Raw genomic sequence first — 15,017 nt, 5'->3', positions numbered from 1 at the left:
TATACATTGCTGGAGCCTTTCAACGTTATACGTTTGAAAGTTTCACTATATAATTTCACCTTTTTACATGAAATCATACGGTGAAATGTTTTCCACGTCCATTTCTTCGCCATTCACTGTTACCATCTGTACTTCTCCTTGCGATTCCTGCAAGCGATTAGCTAAAGTCGTTTGACGCATTGCATCATCAAGGCGATTTACACCAGACTGGAAAGCGGCTTCCTCCCCGCAAATAATAAGGAACTTCTTACTTCTTGTAATACCAGTATAAATTAAATTACGACGTAACATACGATTATAACTTTTTACTATCGGCATAATCACAATCGGAAACTCACTGCCTTGCGATTTATGAATCGAACAGCAATAGGCATGTGTAATTTGATTTAAATCTGGTTTTGTATATGTTACCTCAATTCCATCAAATGAAACGATAATCATATCTTGTTGCTCAACGTTCTCTTTCGCATAAAACACCGAAACAATTTCGCCGATATCACCATTAAACACTTGGCTCTCCGGCTGATTAACAAGTTGCAAGACTTTATCGCCTCTTCGGTATACAACATCACCGTAAGCAATTTCTTTACTCTTTTCCCTTTTCGGATTAAACACTTCTTGCAACGCTTCGTTTAGTACATTAATACCCGCCGGTCCACGATACATCGGGGCTAATACTTGTACATCTCTTGCGCTAAACCCTTTTGTCTTCGCATTTTCACAAACCTTCTTAACAACCTCAACAATTTGAGCTCCTGTACAACCGATAAATGAACGATCTTTTTGGTTTTGCGCTAAATCTGGTGGGAGCGTTCCATTTTTTATCGCATGGGCAAGTTGAATTACTGATGAACCTTCCGCTTGACGATAAATTTCAGTAAGCTTTACTGTTGGAACTGCACCTGCATTCAATAAATCTTTTAATACTTGTCCAGGTCCTACAGATGGTAATTGATCTTCATCGCCTACAACGATAACTTGAATGTTAGTCGGCAATGACTTAAACAGCTGATTTGCAAGCCAAATATCAACCATTGAAAATTCATCAATAATGAGTAATTTCCCTTGTATCGGATCTGTTTCATTCCGCTGGAAAGACCCTTCGGGCGTCCAACCAAGTAAACGGTGAATTGTACAAGCTGGAAGACCTGTTGATTCACTCATTCGCTTCGCTGCCCTTCCTGTTGGAGCCGTTAATAATATCGGAAATGGATTATCATCACTGTATTCATTCGGATTTAACGATAGCCCGTGAAGTGACGCATACATTTCAACAATTCCTTTAATAACTGTTGTTTTCCCTGTTCCTGGTCCACCTGTCAATAACATCATCGGTTTATGAAGTGCCGTTTGAATTGCTTCTTGCTGAAACGGTGCATATTGTACGTTCAGTTGTTCTTCAATTTCACCTAATGTTTTTAACACTTCTGCCTCTGGAAATGAAGGTGTTTCTTCTTGATTCATAAGCCTGCGAATGGACTTTACAACACCTTTTTCAGAGTAGAATAACGTTGCTAAATACACTCGCTCTTCTTCAATAATAACTTTCCCTTCACTTTGCATCGTTTCAATACAGCCTACAATATCTTCCTCAGTCACTCTTCCTTCTTGATTGTTTAAAAGTGACATCGTTTCTCTTACAAGTTGGTCTTTCCTCATATAAACGTGACCAAGTTGTAATGAGACATTCTCTAACGTGTAAAAACATCCTGCGCGTACACGGTCGTCGTGATTACCCGATATCCCTAACGCACGCCCTATATCATCCGCTCTTCCAAAACCAATTCCATCCACTTCTTCAATAAGCTGATATGGATTATTACGAATCACTTCTAATGTCATCTCTTTATATTGTTGGTAAATCTTAATAGAAAGCTTCGTTCCAAAACCGTAACCATTTAAAAAACTCATTACTTTCTCTAATCCTTGATGTTCAACAATTGTCTCATATATTTCTTGCGCTTTTTGCTTGTTTACAACACCATTTAATGCCTCAGGGTCATCCATAATTTTAGAAATAGCATGTTCTCCGAGATGATCTACAATTTTTTCAGCTGTACGCTTTCCTATCCCTTTAAATAAATCACTCGCTAAATATTGCACCATACCGGCTTTCGTTTGCGGCAATTCTTTCTTAAACGTTTCGACCATATATTGTTTTCCATACTTCGGATGATCTTTAAAATGACCTGTCAACGTAAACACTTCATCTTCATGCATGCGAGGAAAATGACCGTTTATCATTACTTTCTTTTCGTCGTACGTTTCATTCGTTTCAATGACTTTCATACTGACAACGGAATAGAGGTTTTCTTCGTTGTGGAAAATGGTATGAAGAACTTGCGCTTTTATAAACTTTTTTTCTTCCTCAAACAAATCCATTGCATGTTGATTTCCCATCTTTCCTCTCCTTTCCGGTTTCATTTCACTTTAATGAGCAGTACATCCCCCACCTATTTAGATGAGGGATAACTACTCATTAACTATATTTTCATCTTATTCAGCTTCTTGCTCTAATAAACGAACACCATTACCAGCTAAAAAGTGATCTGGCTGAATTTCAGTTGCTTTCTTAAATAAAGCGAGAGCCTTCTCGTTATTTTCTTCAAATACGTATGCAACACCTAAATTATAATACGCATCTGCATGCTCTTCATCCATTTCTAATACTTTTTCAAAGTAAGGCTTCGCCTCTTGAATATGTTCTAGTCGCGCAAAGCAAAGTCCACACTGGAACAAAGCTTCTACATCGTTTTCATCTAATTCTGTTGCTCTTTGTAAAAACGGCAGTGCAAGACGGTCATTTCCAAGTTGCACATGTGTAATACCTAGCATAAATGTTACATCAGCTGATTGTAATCCAGCTTGCATCGCTTGTTCAAATACAGCTTTAGCCTCTGCAAATTGCTCTTGACCGTAATATACATTTCCTAATCCATAATACGCAGCCGCTGATTTATCATCTAACTCCAATGCACGTTTATAAAATAAAATTGCTCTCTCACTGTCACCTAGTACATCTAATAAGTTCGCAAAATTAATATATCCAAGCGCATCTTTCGGATTTTCTTCGATTGCTTCTGTGAAATTTTTAGCAGCTTCTTCCCAGTTTCCTTCTTGCATATATTGAATACCTGTTTCAAGTTTGTTTGACATGTCCTTCACCTCTACAACAAATTATAACAAAGAATGTATTTTCCAAGCGAACGAAAATTCGCCTTATGTAAAAGAAACCTCTAACCGCGAATCGGTAGAGGCTTCTCGTTTTATCCTAAATAATCCAATTTCTTACCGCTACGGTACACTTCATCAATTGTAGCACCGCCTAAACACTCATCTCCATCATAGAAAACAACTGCTTGTCCTGGTGTAATTGCACGAATTGGCTCGTCACAAAGAATACGAACTGTATTTTCATCAACGATTTGAACCGTTACTTTATTGTCTTCTTGACGATAACGGAATTTCGCTGTGCACTTAAATTCTTTTTCTTTCGCTTCATTACTTACCCAGCCAACATTTGTAGCAATAACTTCATCGCCATATAGAAGTTCGTTATGGAATCCTTGATCAACATATAAAATGTTTTCTTTCAAGTTTTTCCCAACAGCAAACCACGGATCACCGTTACCACCAATACCAAGGCCATGACGTTGTCCAATTGTATAGTACATTAAACCGTCATGCTTCCCTTTCACTTCGCCAGATAACGTTTGCATCACACCTGGTTGTGCTGGTAAATAGTTACTTAAGAAATCTTTAAAGTTACGCTCACCAATGAAGCAAATACCAGTACTATCTTTCTTCGCCGCTGTCGCTAAACCAGCTTCTTTCGCCATTTCACGAATTTGTGGTTTCTTCAGTTCACCAAGCGGGAACATTGTTTTTGATAATTGCTCTTGGCTTAATTGATTTAAGAAATACGTTTGGTCTTTATTGTCATCAACGCCGCGAAGCATTTTATATTCGCCGTCCATATAAGCAACGCGTGCATAATGACCTGTTGCTACATAATCAGCACCGAGCGCAATGGCATGCTCTAAAAATGCTTTAAATTTAATTTCTTTATTACACATTACATCTGGGTTTGGTGTACGACCAGCTCGGTATTCATCTAAGAAGTACGTAAATACTTTATCCCAGTATTGTTTTTCAAAGTTTACTGCATAATACGGAATACCAATTTGGTTACACACTTCAATTACATCATTGTAATCTTCTGTTGCTGTGCAAACACCATTCTCATCTGTATCATCCCAGTTTTTCATAAAAATTCCGATTACATCATAACCTTGCTCTTTTAATAAAAGAGCCGCTACAGATGAATCGACGCCACCGGACATCCCGATGACAACGCGTGTTTCGTGAGGTAGTTTGTTCATCATGTCACCTCCCATGCTAATTTTGTGTTAATCGCTTCACGATTTTCACTGTTTCGTACGCCGCTTTCTCAACTTGCTCTTTCGTATTTCCAAGTCCGAAACTAAAACGTACGGATGAACGTATTTGATCGGAGTCTTTTCCGAACATCGCCACTAATACATGTGATGGATCAATCGAACCAGCTGTACAAGCCGAACCACTTGATACTGCAATGCCAGCTAAGTCTAAGTTCACAAGAAACGGTTCAATGTTCATTCCTGTAAAACTAATATTAAGCACATGTGGTAATCGATATTCTAAGTTTCCGTTTACCTCGAAAGTAATGTCTTCATTTTTGAAGACAGATACCATTATATCTTTAAACTCTTCATATTGGGCATTTTTTTGCTCACGAGTTTTTTCAGATAGCAAAATTGCATGTTGCAACCCAACGATGCTCGGCACATTTTCAGTACCAGCACGGCGTTTTCTTTCTTGCTCCCCACCTATTAATAACGGTTCAAATTTCACGTTTGCACCAGCATATAGGAACCCGACACCTTTTGGTCCGTTAATTTTATGAGCCGAAATTGATAATAAATCAACACCAAACTCTTTCACATCAATTTCTACTAAACCGTAAGCTTGTACCGCATCTGTATGGAAATAAGCTTGATGATCTTTTAGCAACTTACCTATTTCCGCAATTGGTTGCATCGTCCCAACTTCATTATTCCCAAACATAATAGATACAAGAATTGTCTCTTCTGTTAATGCTTTTTGTATGTCAGAAACTTGAACGCGTCCTGTTTCATCAACAGGTAAATATGTCACTTCAAATCCTTCACGTTCTAACAATTCACACGTATGCAAAATTGCATGATGTTCAATTTGCGTCGTTATAATATGGTTACCTTTATGACGATTCGCACGTGCTACACCGATAAGCGCTAAATTATCCGCTTCCGTACCACCACTCGTAAATATAATTTCATTCGGATTCGCATGAATGCTACGTGCACATGCGCGTCTCGCCTCATCTACTGCATGGCGCGTTTGACGTCCATAAAAGTGAATACTAGACGGATTTCCGAATGTTTCTGTCATATATGGAATCATCTTTTCGACCACTTCCGGGTGAGTCGGAGATGTCGCAGCATGATCTAAATAAATGCGTTCCATTAAATCTCCTTCTTTCCAAATCGTTTCACAAGGAATTAAATGTAAAACATATAGCCCCCGTGATTTTCTTCCTCATAACGTACTAAATCTTCTAACGTTGTACTATCTAACACTTCTTGCACCGCATCACGAACACGCATCCATAATTGGCGTTGTGCTGGTTCTTCTTCTTCTATCATTTCTACAACACTAATCGGACCCTCTAATACACGGATTACATCCCCAGCTGTAATGTTAGCTGGCTGATCTGATAATACATACCCGCCATATGCTCCGCGTGTACTCTTTACTAGACGCGCGTTACGAAGTGGTGAGATTAATTGCTCTAAGTAATGTTCCGATAAATCGTGTGCCTGCGCAATTGATTTTAAGGAAATTGGACCTTCACCAAACTTTTTTGCAAGATCGATCATAATTGTTAAGCCGTAACGGCCTTTCGTTGAAATCTTCATCTATTTTGCACCTCTTTTCAAATTTTCACTTCTATTGGTTATATCTTATTTATAAAAGAACACAATTTAAAATCCTATGAAATTATAGCATAATATAGTATTATAAGAAATTTCAACTTGTGTATCAAAATGATAACATAAAATCACATTGAAAAACTCGGAAATTATTACAATTGAAAGAAAAATGAAAATATTCATATTCATTTTTCCCACAAAACAGCATCCTATTTCAAATTCCACTAAAAAAAATGATACGATAGAAAGAGATTATACATTAAGGGAGACGGTAAAAATGAAACAACCACTCGCACATCGAATGCGCCCTACAAATATTCAAGAAATTATCGGACAACAACATTTAGTTGGTGAAGGAAAAATTTTATGGCGAATGGTCCAAGCAAATCATTTTCAATCTATGATTTTATATGGCCCTCCAGGCACTGGAAAAACATCCATCGCGAGCGCAATTGCAGGAAGTACCGGAACCCCTTTTCGCCTATTAAACGCTGTTACTCACAATAAAAAAGATATGGAAGTTGTCGTACAAGAGGCAAAGATGCATCGACACCTCGTTTTAATTTTAGATGAAGTACACCGTCTAGATAAAGCAAAACAGGATTTTCTATTACCTCATTTAGAAAGTGGACTCCTTACCTTAATTGGTGCGACGACGAGTAATCCGTTCCATGCTATTAATTCTGCTATTCGAAGTCGGTGTCAAATCTTCGAATTACACGCATTAACAGAAAATGATCTTTTAATTGGCTTAAAACGAGCACTTGAAGATAAAGAAAAAGGTCTTGGGGAATATGATGTAACTGTTACGCCTGAAGCATTACATCACTTCGCAAATGCATCAGGCGGAGATATGCGTTCCGCTTATAATGCACTGGAACTCGCTGTTTTATCTAGCTTTACAACTGATGACAAAGCTGCGGAAATTACGCTGGAAATCGCGGAAGAATGCTTACAAAAAAAGAGCTTCGTTCACGATAAAGGCGGAGATGCTCATTATGACGTATTATCAGCATTTCAAAAATCAGTGCGCGGAAGTGATGTAAACGCAGCACTTCACTATTTAGCACGTCTTATTGAAGCCGGTGACCTGCAAAGCATTGGTAGACGTCTTCTTATTATGGCATATGAAGATATTGGACTTGCTAGCCCGCAAGCTGGACCGCGTACACTAGCCGCTATAGAATCAGCTGAACGAGTTGGATTCCCAGAGGCACGCATACCACTTGCAAATGCCGTTATTGAGCTTTGCCTATCACCAAAATCAAACTCAGCTTATAAAGCACTTGATGCTGCCTTACACGATTTAAGGAACGGTCAAACAGGCGACATCCCAATTCATTTAAAAGATAGTCATTACAAAGGCGCAGAGGCACTTGGAAGAGGCATTGGCTACTTATATCCACACGACCATCCAAATGGTTGGGTACAGCAACAATACTTACCTGATAAAATAAAAAACAAACAATATTATAAACCGAAAATGACAGGGAAATTTGAACAAGCACTTTCTACTGTATATGAAAGATTACAAAGTTCGAATAAAACGAAAAATAAAGGGTAACATAAGCGAAAACGTCACCATTATGGAGGCTTCGCTTATGAAAACACGTCAAGATGCATGGACAAAAGAAGACGATCTCCTTTTAGCAGAAACTGTTTTACGACATATTCGCAGCGGCAGTACACAAATAAAAGCATTCGATGAAGTCGGCGATGCTTTAAACCGCACTTCCGCAGCTTGCGGTTTTAGATGGAATGCTGAAGTAAGGCCGAATTATGAAGATGCGGTGCAGCTTGCGAAAAAACAACGTAAAGAATTAAAGCGTTCTGAAGCTAAAATAGAAAAAGATCAGTTCACAAAAACGAAACAACTCGTAATCGACGCTGAGTTTTCAGAAGATATTGTACCAAGTAAACAAGAACTTACAATGCAAAATGTCATCTCGTTTTTGCAAAACTTGGAGCACAATAATCCTTCACTCGCAAAGTTACAAACTGAAAATGAAGTATTACAAACTCAGCTCACTTCCTTGCAAAAAACGAATGATGAGCTCGAAACTAAATTAGCTGTACTCACAAAAAAACAACAAGCAATCGAAGAAGATTATGCAATGCTCGTTAGAATTATGGATCGTGCTCGAAAACTCGTTTCAGTTGAAGAACAAGAAGAGCAGATCGCTCCCATTTTCAAGACAGATCAAAATGGAAATTTAGATATTATTTATTCTGCAGAGAATTAAAAAAGGATGTTACCTAGCCCAATTTTCCGGCTAAGTGACATCCTTTTTTTGTCTCTTCGGTGGATAGCATATTGGTAAATGAAATTATATCGACGATTTTTCGAATATATCTATCGTAACTTACAATATATCAACGATTTTTTAATTATATCGACTATTCGACAAGGAATATCGATTTACCGACAAATATTTACAAAATAAGTAAACCTGCTATACAAAGCCCCCCCGAATCAACTGGATATTTTTTACTTAAATGTTACTATAAACATATACGATTGAAAGGAGCTGATTGCCATTTCATTAGTAGCCTTCAAAATAACACTCGGTATTCTCGTTCTAACGTTAGGTCTTTTTACCATTCACAGTTTAAAAAAGACCTCAGGTTATAAATCAGACAAATATGATTATTACTTACTGGCCTTGCTTACATTTGAACTAGTAGCAATGCAAATACCCCTATTTCTTTAGCACATCTAAAAAAGCATATATCCGAAATGGATATATGCTTTCATTTTATTCTTGCCCTACACGTTTCACTTCTACATTTTTAATGCGTTCACGTACAACGTGACTTGCCATAATTAAGCCTGCCACAGATGGTACGAATGCATTTGATGAAGGTGGTAATTTCGCTTTACGAATTTTTGCATTTTCGTCTGGTACAATTTCTTTACGTACCTCTTCACGAATTACGATTGGGTTTTCGTCAGAGAAGACAACTTTTACACCTTTTTTAATACCCTCTTTACGAAGCTTCGTACGAATGACTTTCGCAATTGGATCTGTATGTGTTTTAGAGATGTCCGCAATACGGAAACGAGTTGGGTCCATTTTATTTGCTGCACCCATACTTGAGATAATTTTAATTTTACGACGTAAACATTGTTTAATTAAATGAATTTTGAACGTAATCGTATCAGATGCATCCACTACAAAGTCTAAACCGTGTTTAAAGAACTCTTCATATGTTTCATCTGTATAAAACATTTCTAGTCCAATTACTTCACACTCTGGGTTAATGTCTGCAATACGCTCTTTCATTAATTCTACTTTTGAACGTCCTACAGTAGATACTAAAGCGTGAATTTGACGGTTCACGTTTGTAATATCTACAACATCTTTATCTACTAATACGAGACGCCCAACTCCAGAACGTGCTAACGCTTCAGCTGCAAAAGAACCTACGCCGCCAATTCCTAAAATACCGACTGTACTATTTTTTAATATTTCAAGTCCTTCTTTACCGAAGGCTAATTCATTACGTGAAAATTGATGTAACATTCAGCTCTACACTCCTATTACAAAAATGGTCTACCATGTATTCTAGCGTTTTTCCGACTATTTGTATAGAAAAAGTTATAGAATTCCTAAAAATACATATTTCGAAAATAAAAACATAGTGTAAACCGGGATTTTGTTTCTTCCTAAATACACGTTTAAAAAGGAGGATTCAGAGAGCCGAACAGATCGAGGCGCTGAAGCCAGGAGGAGCGCAGTGTAGCGTTACTACTCGAGCACCGGACTAGCATACGTAACGACGAGATGCGACAGCCATCTGAACCGGACTTTTTAAACAACCTCTCAAAAAAAGTCTAGATGGTATTAGTATAACCATCTAGACCCTATTCTTACTTCTCTTCTTTTAAGCTTAATTTTAAGTTTAACTCTTCAAGCTGTGCTTCTGCAACTGGGCTTGGAGCTTCTGTTAATAAGCAGCTTGCGCTTGCTGTTTTTGGGAATGCAATTGTATCACGAAGGTTTGTACGACCTGCAAGTAACATAACAAGACGGTCTAAACCTAATGCAATACCACCGTGTGGTGGAGTACCGTATTCGAATGCTTCTAATAAGAATCCGAATTGCTCTTGCGCTTCTTCTTGTGAGAATCCAAGTGCTTTGAACATTTTTTCTTGTACGTCACGCTCGTAAATACGAAGTGATCCACCACCAAGCTCGTAACCGTTTAATACAAGGTCATATGCTTGTGCACGTGCTTTTTCTGGTGCTGTTTCTAATAGCTCAACATCTTCACGGAATGGCATTGTGAATGGGTGGTGAGCTGCGAAGTAACGATCTGCATCTTCATCATACTCAAGAAGCGGCCAATCCGTTACCCATAGGAAGTTATATTTACTTTCGTCAATTAACTCAAGCTCTTTACCTAGACGTAAACGAAGTGCACCTAAGCTATCTGCAACAACGCTCTTCTTATCTGCTACGAATAGTAATAAATCACCAGCAGTAGCTTCTAATGTAGTCATTAACACGTTTGCATCTTCTTCACCGAAGAATTTCGCGATCGGTCCTTTTAAGCCGTCTTCTTCCACTTTAAGCCAAGCTAAACCTTTTGCACCGTATACTTTTACAAATTCAGTTAATGCATCGATGTCTTTACGAGAGTACTTGCTCGCAGCACCTTTTGCATTAATTGCTTTTACTTGTCCGCCGCTTTCTACAGCACTTGTAAACACTTTAAATCCACAACCTGCTGCAAACTCAGATAAGTCTGTTAGTTCCATTTCAAAGCGTGTATCTGGCTTATCAGAACCGTAACGAGCCATTGCATCAGCGTAAGTCATACGAGGGAATGGTGCACTAATCTCTACACCTTTCGCATCCTTCATAACTTTCGTCATCATGCGCTCCATCATATCTAAAATTTCTTCTTGTGTTAAGAATGAAGCTTCAATATCGATTTGCGTAAATTCTGGCTGACGGTCCGCACGTAAATCTTCGTCACGGAAACAGCGTGCTACTTGATAGTAACGCTCAAATCCGCCGACCATAAGAAGCTGTTTAAATAGCTGTGGAGACTGTGGTAACGCATAGAATTCACCGTCATGTACACGGCTTGGTACTAAATAGTCACGAGCCCCTTCTGGCGTGCTCTTCGTTAAAATTGGTGTTTCTACTTCTAAGAACTCTTCTGTATCTAAGAAATTACGAATTGTTTTTGTTACGTCATGACGCATTTTGAATGTATTGAACATTACAGGACGACGTAAGTCTAAATAACGATATTTTAAACGCACATCTTCTGATGCATCTGTATCATCAGCAATAATGATTGGCGTTGTTTTCGCTGCGTTTAATACGTTTACCTTTGTTGCTTGTACTTCAATACGACCAGTTGCCATATTGTCATTAATTGCGCCTTCACCACGCTCAACAACTGTACCTTCTACGTGTAATACGTATTCGCTACGAATTGTTTCTGCTACTTCTAGCGCTTCTTTTGATGTTTCTGGGTTAAATACAACTTGTACGATACCTGTACGGTCACGTAAGTCGATAAAGATTAACCCACCTAAATCACGGCGTTTTTGTACCCAACCTTTTAATTGAAGTGTTTGTCCAACTGCTTCTACTGTTACTTTTCCACATGCATGTGTTCTTTCAGCCACTGTAAGTTCCCCCTATATTAATTTCTCTGCTACGTATGAAGCAAATACATCTAACGCTACTTCTTCTTGTTCGCCTGTAGCCATATCTTTTAAGTTAATGATGCCTTTATCTAGCTCATCTTCCCCTAATACAGCTACAAATTTCGCTTTTAGACGATCTGCTGATTTAAATTGTGCCTTCATTTTGCGGTCTAAATAATCTTTTTCAACTGATAATCCAGCTTTACGAAGATCAAACGCAACTTTTGCAGCATGGTCTTTCGCTTTTTCACCAAGCGCCACAACGTAACAATCAATACTATGTTCGATTGGTAATTCAATGTTTTCAGCTTTTAGTGCCATAATTAAACGTTCAATACTCATCGCAAAACCGATACCTGGCATTTCTGGTCCACCGATTTCTTGTACAAGTCCGTTGTAACGTCCACCACCGCTTAATGTAGTAATAGCACCAAAACCTTCTGCCTCACTCATAATTTCAAATACAGTGTGTTGGTAGTAGTCTAAACCACGTACTAAGTTCGGATCTTTTTCAAATGGAACATCCATCATCGTTAATAGTTCTTGAACTTTTTCGTAGTATACTGCTGAATCTTCGTTTAAGTATTCTGTAATAGATGGTGCTGTTCCCATTAATTCATGGTTACGGTCCTTCTTACAATCTAAAATACGAAGAGGGTTCTTTTCTAAACGAGATTGACAGTCAGAACAGAATTCGCCGATACGTGGCTCAAAGTGTGCGATTAATGCATCACGGTGTGCTTGACGGCTTGCTGCGTCACCTAAACTGTTTAATACAACTTTAATATTTTTCAAGCCCATGCCGCGGTAAAACTCTACAGCAAGTGCAATGACTTCTGCATCAATTGCAGGGTCGTTACTACCGATTGCTTCAATACCAAATTGTACGAATTGACGATAGCGACCTGCTTGCGGTCTTTCGTAACGGAACATTTGACCGATATAATATAATTTCGTTGGTTGTGTTGCGTCACCGAACATTTTATTTTCAACGTAAGAACGTACAACAGGTGCAGTACCTTCTGGACGTAATGTTAAACTACGCTCTCCACGATCTTGGAATGAGTACATTTCTTTTTGTACGATATCTGTCGTATCACCAACACCACGTAAAAATAGCTCCGTGTGTTCAAAAATTGGTGTACGAATTTCTTTATAATTGTAACGACGGCAAATTTCGCGTGCTTGCCCTTCGATATACTGCCATAACTCAACAGTGCCTGGAAGAATATCTTGCGTTCCGCGTGGGATTTGAATAGACATATTCAGTTCCTCCTCAAATTGTTTTAATCTTAATAAAAATAAAAAAACTCCCGCCTCTACTGTTTGAACAGTAGGGACGAGAGTATTATACCCGTGGTGCCACCCTAATTGAAGCACGTATGCTTCCACTTTTTTAATAACGCTTAAATGTGCGTTCATCCCTACTAAGCGTATATGCCGTTCAAGTTGAAACCTCTAGAGTGTCATTCAATCAGTCATCATGTAGAAATGTTTTCAGCCTAAGACATTTCTTCTCTTTCCATGTGTGTCTCATTTACTCTTCTCTATCAACGGTTATATTCATATGTAAATATAAAATTACTATACGTTTGTTCAGTAGGATTGTCAAGTGCTCTAAGAGCGTTCAATCTGCTTCTTTAGACGCTTTACATCTTGAAGAGAAATGCCAAACTCAGAAGCAAGCTCCATCGAAGTATTGTTTTGCTCTTTTGAAATAAAATCATGAAAATTTACGTTAAACAGTTGATTTGCACCATTTGTAACAGAATGCCCTTTTTCATTCATACGCATACGTATATCCCTCACATTCAATATGGATGTTTTACTTTTTATTGTTCCATATTGATTAGAGAGTTATACATAAACGAAAAAGCTATTGACTCAAAATAAACATTAGTATTATTGTATTTATAATAATTGGCCAGTCCACTCGCTAGCATATGATGCTTCAAATGAATATAACAACACTGCAATACCTAGCCCAAATACGATCATTTCTAACATTACATGTAATATACCTTGCACTTCCCTTTCTTCCACAGGAAATAAAGCATACATTAAACTACTTCTACACACTGATTCAATATACGAACCAACGCCTCTGGATTAGTTTCCATTACCCAATGCCCACCAACTTCAATAGAAAAAACTTCCCATTTTCTATCCCTTGCTTTTTTTGCTGATTCTAAAAAGATAGGCGTCATTGGCCAATGTTCTGGATTATCCTTTACTTCTACGTATATATGGGGTATAAGTTGCGCTTTAGAGTTTTTTATTTCAACCGATTGTGTAAAAGCCAACAATGACATCGCTGATTTTTTTTCATCTATTGTATTTCTAGGAAGAACACGCCATCCTTCCCCGTATACTTTTACTTCTTCTATAAAATGTGCGGCCATTTCCGGCCCAGAAATATCCATAACAGAATCACCATTTTCCGGAAGCATTGCATCCACGTATACTAGCTCTTTAATAAACTCGGGAATCTCTTCTGCTACACCTGTAATTACCATACCAGAATAACTATGCCCTACTAAAATTACATCTCTTAGACCCTCATATTTAATAGTATTAACAATGTCTTGAATAAATGTTTTCAGCCCTATATTAGGTTGCATAAGATGTGTTCGTTCCCCAAGTCCAGTTAATGTAGGAGTATATACACTATGACCCCTTTCCCTTAAAAGTTTAGCTAGTTTTTTCCAAACATAACCGCCATCCCATGCTCCATGAACGAGTACAAATGTTTCCATAAAATTTACCTCCCATAATCCCCCGATTATATCGTTTATTTTCTTAACTATCATAACAATAACTAGCAAAATATACCATTAAAAACCACAAAAGAAGAGAGGGGCTCATCCCCTCTCTTCTTCAGCAACACTATTTACTTTCCACAATTAAGGTCACCGGACCATCATTGATTAAAGAAACATCCATCATTGCTCCGAACTTCCCTGTTTCTACATGCAATCCTTGCTTACGTACTTCTTCATTAAAGAAATCATATAAACGCTCTGCATAGTCAGGTTTGGCAGCATCCATAAAGTTTGGACGTCTTCCCTTGCGGCAATCTCCGTATAATGTGAATTGCGAAATGGATAGAACTTGTCCTTCTACATCAAGTACAGAATGATTCATCTTTCCACTCTCATCTTCAAAAATACGTAAGTTCGCAATTTTTTCTGCAATGTAAGTTGCATCTTTTTCTGTATCTTCATGCGTAATGCCAACTAGTAATGTTAAACCGAACGGAATTTGTCCTACGATCTCACCGTCTACTGTGACAGACGCTTCCTTTGATCGTTGTAAAACAACTCTCATCTTTTCTACAC

General features: G+C 38.1%; 13 protein-coding genes, 1 pseudogene and 1 other annotated feature. Of the genes and pseudogenes, 2 read left to right on the top strand and 12 right to left on the bottom strand.

The window, feature by feature from the left end:
• Nucleotides 1–63: 63 nt before the first annotated feature.
• From recD2 to cymR, 5 genes are all read right to left on the bottom strand, one after another.
• Nucleotides 64–2,400 (bottom strand): SF1B family DNA helicase RecD2, encoded by a 2,337-nt coding sequence (gene recD2 / locus PDK19_RS01680; RefSeq protein WP_074614880.1) that lies wholly within the window; start codon nucleotides 2,398–2,400, stop codon nucleotides 64–66.
• Between the two features lie 96 nt (nucleotides 2,401–2,496).
• Nucleotides 2,497–3,156: a tetratricopeptide repeat protein gene (locus tag PDK19_RS01675; RefSeq protein ID WP_074614881.1), complete on the bottom strand. Its 660-nt coding sequence runs from the start codon at nucleotides 3,154–3,156 to the stop codon at nucleotides 2,497–2,499.
• A 110-nt stretch (nucleotides 3,157–3,266) separates the two neighbouring features.
• Nucleotides 3,267–4,382: a tRNA 2-thiouridine(34) synthase MnmA gene (gene mnmA, locus PDK19_RS01670; RefSeq protein ID WP_001038006.1), complete on the bottom strand. Its 1,116-nt coding sequence runs from the start codon at nucleotides 4,380–4,382 to the stop codon at nucleotides 3,267–3,269.
• Nucleotides 4,383–4,398: 16 nt separating this feature from the next.
• The gene (locus PDK19_RS01665) at nucleotides 4,399–5,544 is read right to left on the bottom strand and encodes a cysteine desulfurase family protein (RefSeq protein ID WP_270706501.1); all 1,146 of its coding nucleotides are present in this window, start codon (nucleotides 5,542–5,544) and stop codon (nucleotides 4,399–4,401) included.
• A gap of 35 nt (nucleotides 5,545–5,579) precedes the next feature.
• Complete coding sequence (cymR, locus tag PDK19_RS01660) at nucleotides 5,580–5,996, bottom strand: cysteine metabolism transcriptional regulator CymR (protein ID WP_000704116.1); 417 nt, start codon at nucleotides 5,994–5,996, stop codon at nucleotides 5,580–5,582.
• A 292-nt stretch (nucleotides 5,997–6,288) separates the two neighbouring features.
• On the opposite strand from cymR, the gene PDK19_RS01655 reads away from it, so the two are divergent.
• Complete coding sequence (locus PDK19_RS01655; protein WP_000812948.1) at nucleotides 6,289–7,575, top strand: replication-associated recombination protein A; 1,287 nt, start codon at nucleotides 6,289–6,291, stop codon at nucleotides 7,573–7,575.
• 37 nt (nucleotides 7,576–7,612) lie between these two features.
• Nucleotides 7,613–8,254 carry an RsfA family transcriptional regulator gene (locus PDK19_RS01650; RefSeq protein ID WP_000857700.1) on the top strand — a complete coding sequence of 214 codons (642 nt, stop codon included), beginning with the start codon at nucleotides 7,613–7,615 and terminating at the stop codon, nucleotides 8,252–8,254.
• Between the two features lie 513 nt (nucleotides 8,255–8,767).
• Here the strand turns inward: PDK19_RS01650 and PDK19_RS01645 are convergent.
• The 7 genes and pseudogenes from PDK19_RS01645 to PDK19_RS01615 all read right to left on the bottom strand — a co-directional run bounded on the left by PDK19_RS01645 (nucleotide 8,768) and on the right by PDK19_RS01615 (nucleotide 15,006).
• Entirely contained in the window at nucleotides 8,768–9,535 is a 768-nt protein-coding gene (locus PDK19_RS01645; protein ID WP_000903177.1) for a tRNA threonylcarbamoyladenosine dehydratase, read from the bottom strand.
• Nucleotides 9,536–9,882: 347 nt separating this feature from the next.
• Nucleotides 9,883–11,658 (bottom strand): aspartate--tRNA ligase, encoded by a 1,776-nt coding sequence (gene aspS / locus PDK19_RS01640; RefSeq protein WP_270706497.1) that lies wholly within the window; start codon nucleotides 11,656–11,658, stop codon nucleotides 9,883–9,885.
• A 12-nt stretch (nucleotides 11,659–11,670) separates the two neighbouring features.
• A complete protein-coding gene (hisS, locus tag PDK19_RS01635; protein WP_000027087.1) occupies nucleotides 11,671–12,942 on the bottom strand; it encodes a histidine--tRNA ligase in 1,272 nt (423 codons plus the stop codon).
• A 69-nt stretch (nucleotides 12,943–13,011) separates the two neighbouring features.
• Nucleotides 13,012–13,242 (bottom strand) — a binding site (T-box leader).
• Nucleotides 13,243–13,296: 54 nt separating this feature from the next.
• On the bottom strand, nucleotides 13,297–13,473 hold the full coding sequence (locus tag PDK19_RS01630; protein ID WP_001242605.1) for a hypothetical protein: 177 nt from the start codon (nucleotides 13,471–13,473) through the stop codon (nucleotides 13,297–13,299).
• A gap of 82 nt (nucleotides 13,474–13,555) precedes the next feature.
• A pseudogene (locus PDK19_RS01625) lies at nucleotides 13,556–13,725 on the bottom strand (YrdB family protein); the annotation flags it as partial.
• Between the two features lie 14 nt (nucleotides 13,726–13,739).
• A complete protein-coding gene (locus tag PDK19_RS01620) occupies nucleotides 13,740–14,435 on the bottom strand; it encodes an alpha/beta fold hydrolase (RefSeq protein WP_049113117.1) in 696 nt (231 codons plus the stop codon).
• A gap of 130 nt (nucleotides 14,436–14,565) precedes the next feature.
• Nucleotides 14,566–15,006 carry a D-tyrosyl-tRNA(Tyr) deacylase gene (locus PDK19_RS01615; RefSeq protein ID WP_001266956.1) on the bottom strand — a complete coding sequence of 147 codons (441 nt, stop codon included), beginning with the start codon at nucleotides 15,004–15,006 and terminating at the stop codon, nucleotides 14,566–14,568.
• Nucleotides 15,007–15,017 lie beyond the last annotated feature (11 nt).

This window comes from Bacillus cereus group sp. BcHK124 (assembly GCF_027712065.1).
Classification (GTDB): Bacteria; Bacillota; Bacilli; order Bacillales; family Bacillaceae_G; genus Bacillus_A; species Bacillus_A pacificus.
This window is presented reverse-complemented; position numbering and strand designations above follow the sequence as displayed.

What these genes read in the sequence shown, in the direction of transcription:
- recD2 (WP_074614880.1), bottom strand. Translation starts at nt 2,400, where the DNA reads ATGGGAAATCAACATGCAATGGATTTGTTTGAGGAAGAAAAAAAGTTT.
- PDK19_RS01675 (WP_074614881.1), bottom strand. Translation starts at nt 3,156, where the DNA reads ATGTCAAACAAACTTGAAACAGGTATTCAATATATGCAAGAAGGAAAC.
- mnmA (WP_001038006.1), bottom strand. Translation starts at nt 4,382, where the DNA reads ATGAACAAACTACCTCACGAAACACGCGTTGTCATCGGGATGTCCGGT.
- PDK19_RS01665 (WP_270706501.1), bottom strand. Translation starts at nt 5,544, where the DNA reads ATGGAACGCATTTATTTAGATCATGCTGCGACATCTCCGACTCACCCG.
- cymR (WP_000704116.1), bottom strand. Translation starts at nt 5,996, where the DNA reads ATGAAGATTTCAACGAAAGGCCGTTACGGCTTAACAATTATGATCGAT.
- PDK19_RS01655 (WP_000812948.1), top strand. Translation starts at nt 6,289, where the DNA reads ATGAAACAACCACTCGCACATCGAATGCGCCCTACAAATATTCAAGAA.
- PDK19_RS01650 (WP_000857700.1), top strand. Translation starts at nt 7,613, where the DNA reads ATGAAAACACGTCAAGATGCATGGACAAAAGAAGACGATCTCCTTTTA.
- PDK19_RS01645 (WP_000903177.1), bottom strand. Translation starts at nt 9,535, where the DNA reads ATGTTACATCAATTTTCACGTAATGAATTAGCCTTCGGTAAAGAAGGA.
- hisS (WP_000027087.1), bottom strand. Translation starts at nt 12,942, where the DNA reads ATGTCTATTCAAATCCCACGCGGAACGCAAGATATTCTTCCAGGCACT.
- PDK19_RS01630 (WP_001242605.1), bottom strand. Translation starts at nt 13,473, where the DNA reads ATGCGTATGAATGAAAAAGGGCATTCTGTTACAAATGGTGCAAATCAA.
- PDK19_RS01620 (WP_049113117.1), bottom strand. Translation starts at nt 14,435, where the DNA reads ATGGAAACATTTGTACTCGTTCATGGAGCATGGGATGGCGGTTATGTT.
- PDK19_RS01615 (WP_001266956.1), bottom strand. Translation starts at nt 15,006, where the DNA reads ATGAGAGTTGTTTTACAACGATCAAAGGAAGCGTCTGTCACAGTAGAC.